This is a genomic window from Variovorax brevis, from assembly GCF_030317105.1.
GTDB lineage: Bacteria > Pseudomonadota > Gammaproteobacteria > Burkholderiales > Burkholderiaceae_C > Variovorax > Variovorax brevis.
Genome location: NZ_JASZYG010000007.1, coordinates 60,173 through 72,472 on the forward strand (window position 1 = coordinate 60,173; position 12,300 = coordinate 72,472).

Genomic DNA, 12,300 nt, shown 5'->3' on the forward strand with positions numbered 1-12,300 from the left:
CATGTTCAAGAAGATCCTTATTGCCAACCGCGGAGACCAGCCGCAGAGCGGCGCAGCGGCGAAGCCACATTGCCTGGCACGCGCAGCGTGCGAAGGCGATTTCACCGCGGAGACGCACCATGTTCAATAAGATCCTCATTGCCAACCGCGGTGAAATCGCCTGCCGGGTTGCAGCGACTGCGCGCCGCATGGCCGTCCAGACCGTCGCTGTGTATTCTGACGCCGATGCACACGCCAACCACGTGCGCGCTTGCGACGAAGCCGTCTACCTCGGCGGCAGTGCGCCCAAGGACAGCTACCTGCGCTGGGAAAAAATCCTCGAAGCCGCCAAGGCGACCGGCGCACAAGCCATCCATCCGGGCTACGGCTTCCTCAGCGAGAACGAAGAGTTCGCGCAGGCCTGCGCCGACGCCGGCCTGGTCTTCATCGGCCCGCCGCCTTCCGCCATCAAGGACATGGGCCTGAAAGCCGAATCCAAGCAATTGATGGAGAAGGCCGAGGTTCCGCTGGTGCCCGGCTATCACGGCAGCGACCAGAACCCGGCACTGCTGCAGCGCGAGGCCGACCGCATCGGCTACCCGGTGCTCATCAAGGCCAGCGCGGGCGGTGGCGGGAAGGGCATGCGCGCGGTCGACAAGGCGGAAGACTTCGCAGCGGCTTTGGCATCGTGCCAGCGCGAGGCCATCAACAGCTTTGGCGATGACGCGGTGCTCATCGAGAAATACGTGCAGCGCCCGCGCCACATCGAGATTCAGGTGTTCGGCGACACGCACGGCAACTACGTCTACCTCTTCGAGCGCGATTGCTCCGTGCAGCGCCGCCACCAGAAGGTGCTGGAAGAAGCGCCCGCGCCCGGCATGACCGAGGCAATGCGCAAGCAGATGGGCGAGGCGGCTGTTGCTGCGGCACGCGCAGTGAAGTACGTGGGCGCGGGCACCGTCGAGTTCATCGTCGAGCAGCGCGAAGGCGGCGAGATGAACTTCTTCTTCATGGAGATGAACACGCGCCTGCAGGTGGAGCACCCGGTGACGGAAGCGATCACCGGGCTTGATCTCGTTGAATGGCAATTGCGCGTGGCGTCGGGCGAGACGCTGCCACTCAAGCAGGAAGAACTGAAGATCCACGGCCACGCCATCGAAGCGCGCATCTGCGCCGAGAACCCCGACAACGGCTTTTTGCCCGCCACCGGCACCTTGCACGTCTACCGCAAGCCACAGGCCAGCGCCTTTGAACGCAGCCCCGTTCGCATCGACGACGGCGTGCGCGAAGGCGGCGTGATCTCGCCTTTCTACGACTCGATGATCGCCAAGCTCATCGTGCATGGCAGCACGCGCGCCGAGGCGCTGGCCCGGCTCGATGCGGCGCTGGCGCAGACGCACATCGTCGGCCTGTCGACGAATGTGCAGTTCCTTCGCAAGGTGCTGCACACCGATTCCTTCGCCAAGGCGAACCTCGACACGGCGCTCATCGAGCGCGAGAAGGCGGTGCTCTTCAACCAGGAGCCGATCGGCTTCGCGCTCGCTGCGGCAGCCGCCATCGCCAACACGCTGCTGAGCGAAGGCACGCAGGCCAGCGCCGACCCCTTCGACCGCCGCGACGGCTGGCGCACGCATGGCGTGACGGTGCGGCCCTTCGAGTTCGAGTTCAACGGCGAGAAGCAATCGGCCGAACTGCGCTACCTGCACGACGGCGCGCTGGTGCTGCAGGCCGGCGACAGCGGCGGGCCACTGGTGATTGGCCGGCTGCCCGATGGCGACACCGAGGTCGGTTTCAACGGGCGCCGCTACACCTTCCGCATCTACGAGCAAGGCGGTGTCACCAACGTGTTCGGCTCGCAAGGCGCCACCCGCATCACGACCATCGACCGCCTCGCGCACGCGGGCGACACGCAAGCCGAGGGCGGTCGGCTCACGGCGCCGATGCCGGGCAAGGTCGTGTCCTTTGCTGTCAAGGCAGGCGACAAGGTCACCCGCGGCCAGCCGCTGGCCGTGATGGAGGCGATGAAGATGGAGCACACCATTGCCGCTCCGGCGGACGGCACGGTGCAGGAACTGCTCTACGCTCCGGGCGACCAGGTGGCGGAGGGCGCAGAACTGCTGAAAATTGCGGCCTGAAAGCCGGGAGAGCTCATCTGCCGCAAAATGCCGACTGCCGACAATTCCGGCTAAATGCAAACACTTGCGCAAGAAGCCTCCGCCCTCGAATGGTTCGAGGCGGCAAGCAATGAAAGCAGTCTTGATGAGCAATGTCCCGTTCCTGGCGCGCGTAGTGCTGCGAAACTACAAGAGCATCGGCGCGTGTGATGTGCGCCTTGGCCCACTGACTTATCTCGTTGGAGCCAACGGTTCTGGAAAGAGTAATTTCCTGGATGCGCTTCATCTTGTACGTGATGCATTGTCGACGTCACTCGACAATGCGTTGAATGAACGCGGAGGCCTTACCGAGGTCCGTCGACGCTCTAGCGGACATCCGACACACTTCGGTGTTCGTCTCGAATTTGTACTGCCAGATAGAAGAACCGGCCACTATGCCTTCAATATTGGCGCATTGCCCGGTCGTGGCTACGAAGTCCAGCGCGAAGAGTGTGTGATTGGAGGCGGCGTCGGTGGAGGCCCCTTTTATCGCGTTGAACGCGGCACGCTCCAGGCAAGCAGTGAAACTACTTTTCCTGCGGTTACTTCCGATCGACTGGCGCTGGTGAGCGTTTCGGGCCTCGCTGTGTTCCGTCCAGTCTTTGACGCGCTTACCGCCATGGGCTTCTACAACCTCAATCCAAAGCTGATGCGGGAGCCTCAAAAGCCGCAAGATGGTCGCATGCTCAGGCCCGCTGGCGAGAATGTAGTGAGTGTGATTGGTCATCTGGAGCGGGTTGCGCCGCAGAGCATGGTCACAATCCAGGAATACCTCCAGACAGTCGTCCCAACGGTGCAGGGCGTCGAGCGCAAGCAGATGGGCCCTTTGGAGACCTTGGAGTTCAGGCAAGACATGGCTGGATCCAAGCACCCCTGGCGATTCCCCGCGCAAAACATGTCCGATGGCACTTTGCGTGCTCTGGGAGTCTTGACCGCGCTGTTTCAGGCCAATCGCGATCATGCGCCTCTGCTCATTGGCATCGAAGAGCCGGAGACTGCGCTGCACCCGGCGGCAAGTGCCGCACTGCGAGAGGCATTGTTGAAGGCCTCGAGGGGCACGCAAGTCATTGTGACCAGCCACAGTCCAGATTTATTGGACGATCGGAGCATCAAGCCAGAGCATTTTTTGGCAGTTATTTCCGAAGGGGGCGAGACGAAGATCGGCTCGCTTGACCAAGCCTCCCTGTCGATGATGCAAAAACAACTCTTCTCAGCTGGCGAACTTCTACGGCTGAATCAGCTTGAACCGGATCGCGATGAGATCGATGCACAGGCCCAAAAGCAAGCGGAGCTATTCGGAAGTTGAGCGCAGTGATTACCGTTGCTTCAATTGTTGAAGGCGATGGCGAGGTGGCCGCGCTGCCGGTCTTGCTTCGTCGCTTGCAAGCTTGGCGGACACCTGAAGTTGCTGTTGACGTGCTGAGCCCCATTCGCGTTCGTCGGGACCAATTCCTGAACAGGGAGACGGAGTTCAGTCGTCACCTTCAGTTGGCGGCTGCAAAATGCGGGGATGATGGCTGGATCCTGATCCTGATGGATGCAGACGATGACTGCCCTGCAGAAAGGGGAGCCGAAGTCGTCGCACGTGCACGCAACGTAGTGCCTCATAGAAGGGTGGGCGTCGTATTCGCGAATCGGGAATACGAGGCGTGGTTCATTGCAGCGGCGCAATCGCTGGATGGCTTCCGTGGGTTTGCGTGCCGGCCGGAAGATCATCTCGTTGACGCCGAAGTGCCTCGCAATGCGAAGGGCTGGATCAATGAACGGATCCAGAGTGGCGCCTACGGAGAAACGACAGATCAACCGGCTTTCTCCCAACGCTTTGACATGGACATCGCGTGCGCGCGGAGTCGGTCATTTCGCAAGCTCTGCGATGAATGGTCAAGAAATAGTGTGGTCTCGAAAGCCGAATAGTCATGCGAATCACCGTCTGCCTCACCGACAACCGCCCCGAACCCTGGGTGAAAGAACTGCGCGCCGCCTTGCCCGACGCCGAAATCGACGCCTGGGTGCCCGGTGCGCCCCAAGCCGATCACGCCGTCGTGTGGGCGCCGCCGCAGCAGTTCCTGGACGAGCAGCAACAGTTGCGCGGCGTCTTCAACATCGGCGCCGGCGTCGATGCGTTGCTCAAGCTGAAGATGCCGCCGCAGGCCAGGCTCGTGCGCATCGACGATGGCGGCATGGCCGTGCAGATGGCCGAATACGTATGCCACGCGTTGATCCGGCACTTTCGGGAGTTCGACGCCTACGAGGCCGAAGCGCGCGAGGGCCAATGGGTCTACCGTCGGCCCCGCAACCGCATCGACTTTCCGGTGGGCATCATGGGCATGGGCGTTCTCGGCCAGCGCGTGGCCAAGGCCATCGGGCAGTTCGAATTTCCCATCAATGGCTGGAGCCGCACGCCCAAGGAAGTCGAGGGCATTCGCGGCTTCGCCGGTGACCAACAGCTGGGCGATTTCCTGGCCGCCAGCCGTGTGCTCGTCTGCCTGCTGCCGCTCACGCCCGACACGCGGGGCATCCTGTGCAAGGACACGCTGTCGCAGTTGCAAGCCGGCGGCTACCTCATCAACGTGGCGCGCGGGGGCCATCTGGTGGAGGAGGACCTGATTCCCCTGCTCGATTCAGGCCACCTTGCCGGTGCAACGCTGGATGTGTTCCAGGTCGAGCCGCTGGCGGAGGAACACCCCTTCTGGCGCCATCCGCGCGTCACCGTCACGCCGCACGGGTCGGCGCGCACGGTGCGCGAGGAAACCGTGGCGCAGATTGCCGCAAAGATTGGTGCCATGGAACGCGGCGAGCCAGTCGCCGGCGTGGTGGATGCACGGCGCGGGTACTGACACCCGCATCCAAAAAAAAGCCCCGGAGCGCCGGGGCTTGTCGTCTTGAAGTTTCGCGCGCTCAGTTGCCGCCGGGCATCGACAGGTTGAAGCCGTCCTTCGCAAGGCTGTCGCGCAGATGCTGGAAGCGCTCGTACTGCGTGATCGTGAGCGGGCCGCTGTAGGTCTCGCTCTGGATCTTGCGCGGTGGGTATTTCACGTAGGTCTTCATCAGGTCCTTGACCGCGGCGTTGATCGTCACGAGCGTCCACGTGCGTTCGGTGACGTTGCTCATGAAGATGTCGTAGCGCTCCTGCGGGTCGGCCCACAGGTCGAACATCTGCGGCACGGTGGCCACGTACGATTCCGGGCCTTTCCAGCCGAGGTTGGTGTCCACGGCCAGGCCACCCGTCTGCGCCCCGTTGTCGCCGCGCAGGTTGAACACGGCCTTGTAGTTGCCCACGCGCGCAGCGCCCGGCGAGAGTTCGTTCTCGGTGAAGTAGAACCACGACTTGCGTGCCGACTTGCCGTTGCCGAAGAGAACCGGCGCCATGTCGATGCTGTCGAAGATGATCGGCTTGTTGGCGCGGTCGTTCTCCGGCAGCTTGACGTTGCCCACCGCGGCAAAGGTGGCCATCAGGTCGAGTCCACCCGTCAGTTCGTGGCTCTTGCTTCCGGCCGCGATCTTGCCCGGCATCCACGCGATGGCCGGCACGCGGTTGCCGCCTTCGCGCACCGTGCCCTTGGTGCCGCGGAACGGGGTGTAGCCGGCGTCGGGATAGACGTCCTGCCAGGCGCCGTTGTCGGTCGTGTAGAAAACCAGCGTGTTCTTGTCCAGGCCCAGCTCGCGCACCTTGTCCATGATCCGGCCGATGCGCGCGTCGAGCTCGACCACCGAGTCGGCATATTTGCTCCTGGACATCGACTTGCCGATGTAGTCGGGGTCGGGCATGTTCGGCTGGTGCACCTTCATGAAGTTGATGTTCATGAAGAAGGGCGTGCTCGACCTGGCGTTTCGATCGAGGTAGTCGAGCGATGCCTTCTCGACATAGCGGTCGAAAAATGGAATGCCCACGACGCCAGGCTTGCCGTCCACCTGCGGCTTGTCGACGTATTGGCCGTTGACCTTGAATTCCTCATGCGGTTTTTCGCCCGCATTGCCGGACATGGCGCCTTTGGTGACCTGCTGGAACATGGTGCGCAACTCGGGTTCCATGTCCGGAAACCAGGTCGTGTCGGCATAGGTGTACGCATTGAGGTGATAAAGCCCCGCGTATTTCATTTCGTCATAGCCCTGCGCATTGGGCAGCGCGTAGTCGGCCTCGCCCAGATGCCATTTGCCACTGAAAAAGGTCTTGTAGCCGCCCTTTTTCAAGACGGAAGCCAGCGTCCATTCTTCCGCCGGTAGCCCGCCGCCCTGGCCCTGGAAAGCCACGGTCGTCATGCCGCTGCGATTGGGGATCCGGCCGGTCTGCATGGCCGCGCGCCCGGGAGTGCAGCTGGGCTGCGCATAGAAGGAAAAGAGCGTCATCCCCTCATTGGCGAGACGATCGATGTTCGGGGTCGGCATGCCGCGACCCGCGCCACCGCCATAGGGGCCGAGATCGCCGTAGCCGGTATCGTCCGAAACAATGAAGATGATGTTCGGCTTTTGCTGCTGTGGTTGCGCAATCGCTGGCGTCGCAGCGATGGCCGCAAGCGCAAGAATTGCTGGCGCAATGAGCGCGAGCTTGCCCTTTGCCTTCATGGCATTTCCTCCCCTTTTTTGTGAGTTTTTCCGCTCCCGGGTGCGCGTTACACGCCGCGATTGGAACTAAACCATAGCATCAAAGATCCCGCCTCGCCGGGTCAGTTCGCCAATTTGGGTGGCTGTTGTCGCTGGCAAAAGTTAATTAAGGTGAATGGCCAATTTGCGTTCGCCGGTCAATTCGAGTCGTCAGAAAGGGGCGCCAAATGGTCTCGTTCCCGGCACTCGGCCGGCGCGCGGGACGTCGCGCTTTGCCATGCCGCAGCGCCGGGACTTCATCGAAGTTGTCCCCGCCACTGGACCCATTCGTCGGATACTTGCAAGCTCATTCCAGAGACACGCCATGAAGCTACCCCCACGAGTGAAGATCGTCGACGTCGGACCGCGCGACGGATTGCAGAACGAAAAGCAGCATGTGCCTGCCGAGGTCAAGATCGGCTTGGTGCACCGCCTGCAGGACGCGGGCCTCAAGGAGATCGAAGTCACCAGCTTCGTCTCGCCCAAATGGGTGCCGCAGATGGCCGACAACGCGCAGGTGATGCATGGCATCCAGCGCAAGCCCGGCGTGCGTTACTCGGTGCTCACGCCGAACATGAAGGGCTTCGAGGCGGCCATCGCCGCGCCGCGCGAAGAATGGCCTGACGAAATCGTCGTGTTCGGCGCGGCGAGCGAAGCCTTCAGCCAGCGCAACATCAACTGCTCGATCGCGGAAAGCATCGAGCGCTTCCGGCCGGTGGTCGAGGCGGCGCGCGAGAAGGGCATCTACGTGCGTGGCGCGATGTCGTGCACGGTGGGTTGCCCCTACGAGGGCGAGATCGCGCCGGAGCGTGTGGACATGCTGGCGGGCCTCATGAAGGGCATCGGCGTGCAGCACGTCGGCGTGGCGGACACCATCGGCGTCGGCACGCCGGTGAAGGTGCAGCGCGCGATCGAAGCCACCCTCAAGCACTACGACATCAACGACGTGTCGGGCCACTACCACGACACCTACGGGCAAGCGCTGGGCAACACGCTCGCCAGCCTGGAGATGGGCGTGTGGCAATACGACACCTCGTCCGCGGGGCTGGGCGGCTGCCCCTACGCCAAGGGCGCGACCGGCAACGTCGCGACCGAAGACGTGGTGTACATGCTGCACGGCATGGGCATCGAAACGGGCATCGACCTGGACAAGCTCATCGACGCGGGCGCGTACATCAGCGAGGCGCTGGGCCGCAAGCCCAACTCGCGGGCATCGACGGCGATTCTCAACAAGAGGCAAGTTGCGTGATGTGCGGAGCTGAACTCCTTTCATTTCCCGAAGGCGTGCAACGGGTTGCACGCCATCTGCAGGACAGCGCGCACCCGCACGCCCCGCAGATGCTAGACGACGCCGCGCGCACGGCGCAGCAGGCGGCCGATGCCTTGGGCATCCACGTCGGGCAGATCGCCAAGAGCATCATCTTCCGCCGCAAGAGCGACGACGTGGCGGTGCTCGTCGTCACCTCCGGCGACCGACGCGTGGACGAAAAGAAGGTCGATGCCATCGTCGGCAAGACGGGCCGTGCCGATGCGGAATTCGTGAAGTCGAAAACAGGCTTTTCTATCGGCGGCGTGTCGCCCTTCGCCCATGCGACGCCGCCCGTGACGCTCATCGACCGCGAGTTGTTCCGCTTCGACGAAGTGTGGGCGGCGGCGGGGCATCCGCACGCGGTCGTGCGCCTGGCACCGCAGGATCTCGAACGGCTCACCGGCGCGCCGGTGGCCGACGTCGTCGTGGTGGCCTGACGCCCATGACCCAGGCGCTGGCTGCCCGCGCTGCGGCAATCTGCGAGATCGCCGCCGACGATGCGTCGATGGCCGCCGCATCGCCCTGCATCTCGGTGTGCAAGATGAGCGAGGCCAGCGGCCTGTGCGAGGGCTGTTATCGCACCATCGATGAAATTGCCCGCTGGGCCAGCATGAGCGACGAAGGCAAGCGCGACGTGTGGCTTCGCATCGAAGCGCGACTGTTCGAAGATCATCCAACGTGGAGTTGAAGACGCCATGAAGCAGATCACCTTCTATTTCGACTTCATCTCGCCCTTTGCCTATCTCGCCTTCGAGAAATTGCCCGAAACGCTGGCGGGCCTGACCTACAACATCAAGTACAAGCCGGTGCTGCTCGGCGCTTTGCTCAAGCATCACGGACTGCTGGGCCCCGCCGAGGTGCCACCGAAGCGCGTGTGGACCTACAAGCACGTGCTGTGGCTGGGCCATGCGCACGACATCCCGATCGACATCCCCGCATCGCATCCCTTCAATCCGTTGCCGCACCTGCGCCTGGCGCTCGCGACCACCAAGACCGGCGAGACGAATCGCTTCGTGACCGAGACCATCTTTCGCGATGTGTGGCGCGGCGGTGGTGAAGCGACGGACCCGGCTCGACTGGCCGAACTGGCCGCGCGACTGCACGTCGTGCGCGACGGCAGCGGCGACGAGGCGAAGGCGCAGTTGCGTGCGAACACCGACGAAGCCATTGCGGCCGGCGTGTTCGGCACGCCCATGCTGGAAGTCGACGGCCAGTTTTTCTGGGGCTTCGATGGCCTCACGGTGCTGCGCGATTACCTTGATGGCGACCCGTGGTTCAGCGAGCCGGCGTGGGGCCAGGCGGCGGAGCGTCCGGGGATGGTGCAGCGCAGCAAAAATTGAGTGTCTCGCGCTCGATACGCCGTTTTTTACATTCTGAAACCGGGCGCGCGGGTTTCACTCTAATTCGTCAGCGTCGATTCAGTTTGGTGAAAGGTGTGGGTCAGTCGAAGCTCCAAGAATGATGGACGGCCTCGTTCGGGGTCGCATTCTTAGGAGACGAAGCAATGGCAGCCACACTAGACAACCGGGGAGTGCCCGCAGCGCCCCGGCCCATGACAGCCGAGGAGAAGAAGGTCATCTTTGCCTCTTCACTCGGCACGGTGTTCGAGTGGTACGACTTCTACTTGTACGGCTCGCTCGCGGCGATCATCGCCAAGCAATTCTTCAGCGGCCTGGATGCCGGCGCGGCCTTCATTTTCGCGCTGCTGGCCTTTGCGGCGGGCTTCCTGGTGCGACCCTTCGGCGCCATTGTGTTCGGCCGTTTGGGCGACATGATCGGCCGCAAGTACACCTTCCTGGTCACCATCCTGATCATGGGCTTGTCGACCTTCATCGTCGGCTTGCTGCCCACCTACGCGACGATCGGCGTCGCGGCTCCGGTCATCCTCATTGCACTGCGCATGCTGCAAGGCCTGGCGCTCGGCGGTGAGTACGGCGGCGCGGCCACCTACGTGGCAGAGCATGCCCCGCACGGCAAGCGCGGTGCCTACACCTCGTGGATCCAGACGACCGCCACGCTGGGCCTGTTCCTGAGCCTGCTGGTCATCCTGGGCGTGCGCACGGCCGTGGGTGAAGAAGCCTTCGCCGCATGGGCATGGCGCATTCCGTTCCTCGTTTCCATTGCGCTGCTGGCCATCTCGGTGTGGATCCGCTTGAGCCTGAACGAGTCGCCCGCCTTTCAGAAGATGAAGGCCGAGGGCAAGACCTCCAAGGCGCCGCTGTCCGAATCCTTCGGCCAGTGGAAGAACCTGAAGATCGTCATTCTGGCGCTCGTCGGCCTGACCGCCGGCCAGGCCGTGGTCTGGTACTCGGGCCAGTTCTACGCGCTGTTCTTCCTGACGGCCCAGCTCAAGGTCGATGCGACCACCGCCAACCTGATGATTGCCGCCGCGCTGCTGCTCGGCACGCCTTTCTTCGTGGTCTTCGGCACGCTGTCGGACAAGATCGGCCGCAAGCCCATCATCATGGCCGGCTGCCTGCTGGCCGTGGTGACCTACTTCCCGGTCTTCAAGATGCTGACCGAAGCCGCCAACCCTGACCTGGCCAAGGCCCAGCAGACCGCTGGCGTGGTGGTCACGGCCGACCCGGCGACCTGCTCCTTCCAGGGCAACCCGGTGGCACGCGAGATCGACTTCAAGAGCTCCTGCGACATCGCCAAGCGCTATCTGGTGCAGAACTCGGTGAGCTACGACAACGTCGCTGGCCCGGCCGGTTCCAAGGCCAGCGTGAAGATCGGCGACAAGGTCGCCGAGGCGCCTGTCGGCAACGTGGTCAACCTCAAGTTCGACGAAGCGTCGGCCAAGGAAATCGCCGCCTTCAAGAAGGTGATGGGTGAAGACCTCAAGGCGGCCGGCTACCCCGGCAAGGCGGATCCGGCCAAGATGAACAAGGTCATGGTGGTCGTGCTGCTGTTCTGGCTGGTGCTGCTGGTGACCATGGTCTACGGCCCGATCGCCGCGATGCTGGTGGAAATGTTCCCGACGCGCATCCGCTACACCTCGATGAGCCTGCCGTACCACATCGGCAACGGCTGGTTCGGCGGCCTGCTGCCGACCACCGCCTTCGCCATCGTGGCCAGCACCGGCAACATGTACAACGGCCTGTGGTACCCGATCATCATCGCGGGCATCACGCTGGTCATTGGTACCTTGTTCATCAGGGAAACCAAGGACGTCAACATCTACGCAAACGACTGAACCAAGGCTCTCCCCCAGGCTCCGCGCACTGCGTGCGCTCCTCCAACCCCCTCACCGGGGGCGATACCAGCGGCCCGGCCAAGCCGGTTCCGCGGTATCCCCGGCGAAGAGCCTTGGCTTGGGGTTGGGGTTCAACAAAGAGGCTTCATGCCGGCTTCGTGCGGGCTGAGGCCTTTTTCTTGAGCACATTTCATTCAAGGAGGACTCGAATCATGTGGAAACTCGTCGTCGGCTTCGTCATCTTTGCCGCCATCTCGTTGTTCGTGATCATGAAGGCCGGCGACAAGGTCGACATGTCCGGTGAAAAGCATGGCGGCGACAGCACCACGCACGCGCCGGAGCCCGCGAAGGCCGCGAGCGAGCCAAAGTAAAGGAAGGAAAAGGCATCACCCGCCTGCGTGGTTGTTGCCCTTCCCTTGATAGCAAGCTACCTTTCTTCCCGCTTGGGCAGTCGCCAGTTCTTGCGCGGGAAGTGGCAGGTGTAGCCGTCGGGACGGAGTTCCAGATAGTCCTGGTGCTCGGGCTCGGCTTGCCAGAAGGTGGGCGCAGGCGTCACTTCCGTGACCACCTTGCCAGGCCACAGACCTGACGCATCGACGTCCTTGATGGTGTCGGCCGCGACGGCCTTTTGTGCGTCGCTGGTGTAGAAGATCGCTGAGCGGTAGCTCGTGCCGATGTCATTGCCCTGGCGATTCTTCGTGCTGGGGTCGTGGATCTGGAAGAAGAACTCCAGCAGTTCGCGATAGCTGATGCGCTCGTTGTCAAAAACGATCTCAATGCCTTCGGCATGCCCCGGATGGTTGCGGTAGGTGGGGTGATCGTTGCTGCCGCCCACATAGCCCACGCGCGTTGCCTGCACACCCGGCAGCTTGCGAATGAGGTCTTGCATGCCCCAGAAGCAGCCACCCGCCAATACTGCGGTTTCGGTCGTCATTGAACTTTTCCTTTCCTGGAGTTGATGGTGGTCGGCGCTGTAGCCCACTGCTGATCGCATATGGTGCCTTGAGTTTGAATATCCAGTGCCGGAAGTGCGGTTCAGCAGCATTGGCTTGTGCCCATCCTTAACACAATTCCGCACACAG

13 protein-coding genes are annotated in these 12,300 nt (G+C 62.8%); 11 read left to right on the forward strand and 2 right to left on the reverse strand.

The features are described from left to right. Position 1: 1 nt before the first annotated feature. The 5 genes from QTI66_RS22125 to QTI66_RS22145 all read left to right on the forward strand — a co-directional run bounded on the left by QTI66_RS22125 (position 2) and on the right by QTI66_RS22145 (position 4,969). Positions 2-130, forward strand: coding sequence for a hypothetical protein (locus QTI66_RS22125; protein ID WP_286562058.1), 129 nt, complete (start codon positions 2-4; stop codon positions 128-130). Further along, entirely contained in the window at positions 120-2,114 is a 1,995-nt protein-coding gene (locus tag QTI66_RS22130; protein ID WP_286562059.1) for an acetyl/propionyl/methylcrotonyl-CoA carboxylase subunit alpha, read from the forward strand. The genes QTI66_RS22125 and QTI66_RS22130 overlap by 11 nt, the downstream gene beginning before the upstream one ends. A gap of 109 nt (positions 2,115-2,223) precedes the next feature. Continuing rightward, positions 2,224-3,438 carry an AAA family ATPase gene (locus QTI66_RS22135; RefSeq protein ID WP_286562061.1) on the forward strand — a complete coding sequence of 405 codons (1,215 nt, stop codon included), beginning with the start codon at positions 2,224-2,226 and terminating at the stop codon, positions 3,436-3,438. 5 nt (positions 3,439-3,443) lie between these two features. Next, on the forward strand, positions 3,444-4,046 hold the full coding sequence (locus tag QTI66_RS22140; protein WP_286562477.1) for a DUF4276 family protein: 603 nt from the start codon (positions 3,444-3,446) through the stop codon (positions 4,044-4,046). A 2-nt stretch (positions 4,047-4,048) separates the two neighbouring features. Continuing rightward, complete coding sequence (locus QTI66_RS22145) at positions 4,049-4,969, forward strand: 2-hydroxyacid dehydrogenase (RefSeq protein WP_286562062.1); 921 nt, start codon at positions 4,049-4,051, stop codon at positions 4,967-4,969. Between the two features lie 61 nt (positions 4,970-5,030). Here QTI66_RS22145 and QTI66_RS22150 read toward each other — a convergent pair whose 3' ends face one another. Then, positions 5,031-6,695, reverse strand: coding sequence for an arylsulfatase (locus QTI66_RS22150; RefSeq protein ID WP_286562063.1), 1,665 nt, complete (start codon positions 6,693-6,695; stop codon positions 5,031-5,033). 343 nt (positions 6,696-7,038) lie between these two features. Here QTI66_RS22150 and QTI66_RS22155 point away from each other — a divergent pair, with 343 nt between their 5' ends. The 6 genes from QTI66_RS22155 to QTI66_RS22180 all read left to right on the forward strand — a co-directional run bounded on the left by QTI66_RS22155 (position 7,039) and on the right by QTI66_RS22180 (position 11,589). Beyond that, positions 7,039-7,962 (forward strand): hydroxymethylglutaryl-CoA lyase, encoded by a 924-nt coding sequence (locus QTI66_RS22155; RefSeq protein ID WP_286562064.1) that lies wholly within the window; start codon positions 7,039-7,041, stop codon positions 7,960-7,962. Then, positions 7,962-8,459 carry a YbaK/EbsC family protein gene (locus QTI66_RS22160; protein ID WP_286562065.1) on the forward strand — a complete coding sequence of 166 codons (498 nt, stop codon included), beginning with the start codon at positions 7,962-7,964 and terminating at the stop codon, positions 8,457-8,459. The genes QTI66_RS22155 and QTI66_RS22160 overlap by 1 nt, the downstream gene beginning before the upstream one ends. A gap of 5 nt (positions 8,460-8,464) precedes the next feature. Next, a complete protein-coding gene (locus QTI66_RS22165; protein ID WP_286562066.1) occupies positions 8,465-8,710 on the forward strand; it encodes a DUF1289 domain-containing protein in 246 nt (81 codons plus the stop codon). A gap of 7 nt (positions 8,711-8,717) precedes the next feature. Further along, complete coding sequence (locus QTI66_RS22170) at positions 8,718-9,362, forward strand: 2-hydroxychromene-2-carboxylate isomerase (protein WP_286562067.1); 645 nt, start codon at positions 8,718-8,720, stop codon at positions 9,360-9,362. 164 nt (positions 9,363-9,526) lie between these two features. Next, entirely contained in the window at positions 9,527-11,218 is a 1,692-nt protein-coding gene (locus tag QTI66_RS22175) for an MFS transporter (protein WP_286562068.1), read from the forward strand. Between the two features lie 212 nt (positions 11,219-11,430). Continuing rightward, on the forward strand, positions 11,431-11,589 hold the full coding sequence (locus QTI66_RS22180; RefSeq protein WP_286562069.1) for a hypothetical protein: 159 nt from the start codon (positions 11,431-11,433) through the stop codon (positions 11,587-11,589). A gap of 56 nt (positions 11,590-11,645) precedes the next feature. Here the strand turns inward: QTI66_RS22180 and msrA are convergent, their stop codons facing one another. Beyond that, a complete protein-coding gene (msrA, locus tag QTI66_RS22185; RefSeq protein ID WP_286562070.1) occupies positions 11,646-12,152 on the reverse strand; it encodes a peptide-methionine (S)-S-oxide reductase MsrA in 507 nt (168 codons plus the stop codon). Between the last annotated feature and the right edge of the window lie 148 nt (positions 12,153-12,300).

Excerpts from the sequence above, each read along its gene's own strand:
- QTI66_RS22175 (WP_286562068.1), top strand. The coding sequence starts at position 9,527 with ATGGCAGCCACACTAGACAACCGGGGAGTGCCCGCAGCGCCCCGGCCC.
- QTI66_RS22130 (WP_286562059.1), top strand. The coding sequence starts at position 120 with ATGTTCAATAAGATCCTCATTGCCAACCGCGGTGAAATCGCCTGCCGG.
- msrA (WP_286562070.1), bottom strand. The coding sequence starts at position 12,152 with ATGACGACCGAAACCGCAGTATTGGCGGGTGGCTGCTTCTGGGGCATG.
- QTI66_RS22160 (WP_286562065.1), top strand. The coding sequence starts at position 7,962 with ATGTGCGGAGCTGAACTCCTTTCATTTCCCGAAGGCGTGCAACGGGTT.
- QTI66_RS22135 (WP_286562061.1), top strand. The coding sequence starts at position 2,224 with ATGAAAGCAGTCTTGATGAGCAATGTCCCGTTCCTGGCGCGCGTAGTG.
- QTI66_RS22155 (WP_286562064.1), top strand. The coding sequence starts at position 7,039 with ATGAAGCTACCCCCACGAGTGAAGATCGTCGACGTCGGACCGCGCGAC.
- QTI66_RS22125 (WP_286562058.1), top strand. The coding sequence starts at position 2 with ATGTTCAAGAAGATCCTTATTGCCAACCGCGGAGACCAGCCGCAGAGC.
- QTI66_RS22145 (WP_286562062.1), top strand. The coding sequence starts at position 4,049 with ATGCGAATCACCGTCTGCCTCACCGACAACCGCCCCGAACCCTGGGTG.
- QTI66_RS22165 (WP_286562066.1), top strand. The coding sequence starts at position 8,465 with ATGACCCAGGCGCTGGCTGCCCGCGCTGCGGCAATCTGCGAGATCGCC.
- QTI66_RS22150 (WP_286562063.1), bottom strand. The coding sequence starts at position 6,695 with ATGAAGGCAAAGGGCAAGCTCGCGCTCATTGCGCCAGCAATTCTTGCG.
- QTI66_RS22170 (WP_286562067.1), top strand. The coding sequence starts at position 8,718 with ATGAAGCAGATCACCTTCTATTTCGACTTCATCTCGCCCTTTGCCTAT.
- QTI66_RS22180 (WP_286562069.1), top strand. The coding sequence starts at position 11,431 with ATGTGGAAACTCGTCGTCGGCTTCGTCATCTTTGCCGCCATCTCGTTG.